The organism is Paenibacillus sp. GbtcB18, assembly GCF_019091125.1.
Lineage (GTDB): Bacteria > Bacillota > Bacilli > Paenibacillales > NBRC-103111 > Paenibacillus_F > Paenibacillus_F chitinolyticus.
This window is the reverse complement of the sequence record NZ_JAGXJX010000037.1, coordinates 1-2,957: the sequence shown is the minus strand read 5'-3', so window position 1 is coordinate 2,957 and position 2,957 is coordinate 1. Positions and strand designations below refer to the sequence as shown.

Genomic DNA, 2,957 nt, shown 5'->3' with positions numbered 1-2,957 from the left:
CCATTTTCCAAAATTTAAAAGTCTCTCTATATGATAACCATTATCAAACTATTATTCAAGCTATCTGTTTATGAAACTAAAAAAACCTTCATCTATAGAAAATGAAGGTTTCCTTTTATTCTTAGGATTTTTCACAAATGATTAGATTATATATTTTTTATCAAAATTTATAAATTACAAAAAACTAGAATTTTAAACTTTGATAGTTTTTCTAAAGGTTAGATTACTTAAACTCTAAACCTATATTATTAAACTGGGCTATTTCCCTAATAACTTCCATACCCATTTTTTTAGAAAAAGCCCCCTTTTTTTCCGGACTCCATTCAGAGTCTTCTTCAAATAATTCCTTTAATAAAGGAATTATAAAAGAATAAATTATTAGTGCCGCAGACAAATCTTTCTCATCCTGAAAATTCGGAATATGTGAACTAGAACGAAGTGAGCATTCACTCTGTTGATTAAAGACGAAATCCAATCGATAATCATGATATTTAAGCATAATATCAATGGCCGTTATAGGATAAAATTTACTTACAAATGCTTTTGTTACTAGTAACTTAGTTGTTATATCACTATCACCTTTAATTTTGTGATTTTCATCAGCGATATTGCCTAAAAAGCCTGAAATTCCTTCAATTTCAAATCTAGTAGCAATAATTTTATTTCCTTCTTCATATTTGTCAAATAGCCAATAGAATAAATCACTGTGAAGTTCATAACTATCGCCTACACACTCTAAAGGCTGTTCTTCATTAAATAATTTTTGCTTTATCTTGTTAAGTGAAACAGCACTTGTTGTAAAAATAATGCAATATACTTCTTCATTTTTTTCAAAGAAAAGTGTTTTTATATTCTCTGTAACAATTCTTTGTGGTTTAGGTAAGAGCCGTCCATTCTCGAACATATTTTTCGGCCATTTCGATGTTTCTATATACGCTTCTCGAACTAAGTATTTTACTGGATCTCTATCTGGAACATTTAATTCTAGGATATCCTCAGAAATTTCTTGATACCTAGTCCACTCTGAAACAAAAACCCTATCATCTGACGACAACAACTTTAATTGTTCTGGTGTTACATGTTTAATTTTCTCTTCACTTTTGATAGATAATATATTTTCAATTACATCCCCCAGCGACTGAACATTAGATAATCTGAACAACGTAGTATTTGCCATGAATTATTGCTCCCCCTTTGTTTACTTATATATAATTTTAAAATCTTTCTTTGTAACCTTAACCAATAAGCTCTTGATAAAAAAAGCAAAGAATTGTTGAATTACATTCTTTTTTTTAGATACTTTGATTTTTAAATCTACTTGGCAAGAAATAACTTCGAACCTTTTTGGAACTATAATTATTTCAGGACATAATTTTATTGCATCATCCTCTTTAATTTTCCCTGCACCAACTACAGAGTCTGTCCATAAGTATCTCGCATTTCCTTTTTTATCCTTATACAAGTTAGAACTTCGTATTCTACTATTTCCCCAACCATCCGAAACTTCAGTATCATATGCAGATGGCCTATATAGTACTACTAAATCACACCCTACTAGACTAAATAACGCATTAGTTAATCTATTTCCTTTTGAAATACTGAGCTGGATCTTATATATAGATTTATTATCATCATTTGGATCTAATAATTTCTTTACATGGTGTTTTTTTATGCTTTTATTATTAACACTCAAGAAATCTACCTCAATATGTACAGGCGAGAAAAGAAAATGAAATAAAATTAATTCTAATGCAATTAGAATTACACCAGAGGCCGCTACACCAAGTGCCCCTATTATAGCTAAAATTGCTTTGTCATCAACTATTCCTTGATTCGCTAGTATTTGTTTAATTTTCTCGCTACTTGTAGAAAAAACCAAAACGATAGCAACAATATCTGCTATCATCTTAATAATTATTGTAATTATTCTATCTTTCAAAGTAACACCTCTGGTCCCTTGACAAGAAATTCTAAAAATAAATATTCATTCTTTTCTTTTCCTGTACTAATAGTTGTTGAAATAGTACCATTTGAATAAATGTTCAAACGCTCTAAGTTACCATCTTCTTTAATAAAGTATCCTTCTATACATTTAATTTCTATTGCCTCTTGTACTAGTAAATCAAGATACTCAATAGTCGCATTTACATCCTCACGATTTAAAGAGTCTTTAAGACATTCATATCCATCGTAACCATATAATTGTTCTTCTTTCTCCAAAATGACATTTCCCAATTTAAAATCTAATTTATCTGCTTTCTTTATAAATTCCATAAATTTATACGTAGTCATAACATGTTGTTCAATATTACGAGAATGAAGGGAATGATAAATATTATCCAAAAAATCACTATAAGTATCCGGATGGAATTCCAAGCCAAATGCATTGTTAGTTTTACCCTTAATAAAATCAACCTTAAATACCCCTGGATTAAACCTTTTCTTGGATGTATAGAATAACTTATATATTTTCATTAGAAGCCCTCCTCTCATTTAATGAACAACTACACCTTAATAAAAATATACTCTAAACCTTTAAATTGTATACTTTAATCTTTAAAACAGCTAACTTTTTAATAAAAGCATATCAAATATAACAAATTTTAGAAAATATTATAAGTATTAATTGCTAAATTCTTCTTGAATATTCATTTGAATTATAATTACTTTTCATCCCATTCACTGAATTTACGCACTTCAATTCCAAAATTTCAAGCTAAGTTAAACTCTGTCTAGCTGGACGTAGCTAGTGATACTCAGTTATCCCCTGTGATGTTTCCTTATATCTAGAATCTTCAATTATAATACTTTTAACATAATATTATTTCATCTTTCGTATTACTACGCCCCACTTCAAATTAGTTCATTTAAAAAGGCCCCATATATAATGAGGCCAAAAAATAAAAATTCACAATTTTACATCGCTTCCGAATCCCATTCATGCACCTGCTGAACAA

General features: G+C 29.0%; 3 protein-coding genes. All 3 read right to left on the bottom strand.

The window, feature by feature from the left end; all coding sequences use genetic code 11:
* Positions 1 to 223: 223 nt before the first annotated feature.
* Genes KVT34_RS29265 through KVT34_RS29255 form a run of 3 tightly spaced genes read right to left on the bottom strand, consistent with a single transcriptional unit; the run spans position 224 to position 2,475 of the window.
* On the bottom strand, positions 224 to 1,177 hold the full coding sequence (locus KVT34_RS29265; protein WP_088098395.1) for a hypothetical protein: 954 nt from the start codon (positions 1,175 to 1,177) through the stop codon (positions 224 to 226).
* Between the two features lie 21 nt (positions 1,178 to 1,198).
* The gene (locus tag KVT34_RS29260; RefSeq protein WP_088098396.1) at positions 1,199 to 1,939 is read right to left on the bottom strand and encodes a hypothetical protein; all 741 of its coding nucleotides are present in this window, start codon (positions 1,937 to 1,939) and stop codon (positions 1,199 to 1,201) included.
* A complete protein-coding gene (locus KVT34_RS29255; RefSeq protein WP_088098397.1) occupies positions 1,936 to 2,475 on the bottom strand; it encodes a hypothetical protein in 540 nt (179 codons plus the stop codon). Before KVT34_RS29255 ends, KVT34_RS29260 begins: the two co-directional genes overlap by 4 nt.
* Between the last annotated feature and the right edge of the window lie 482 nt (positions 2,476 to 2,957).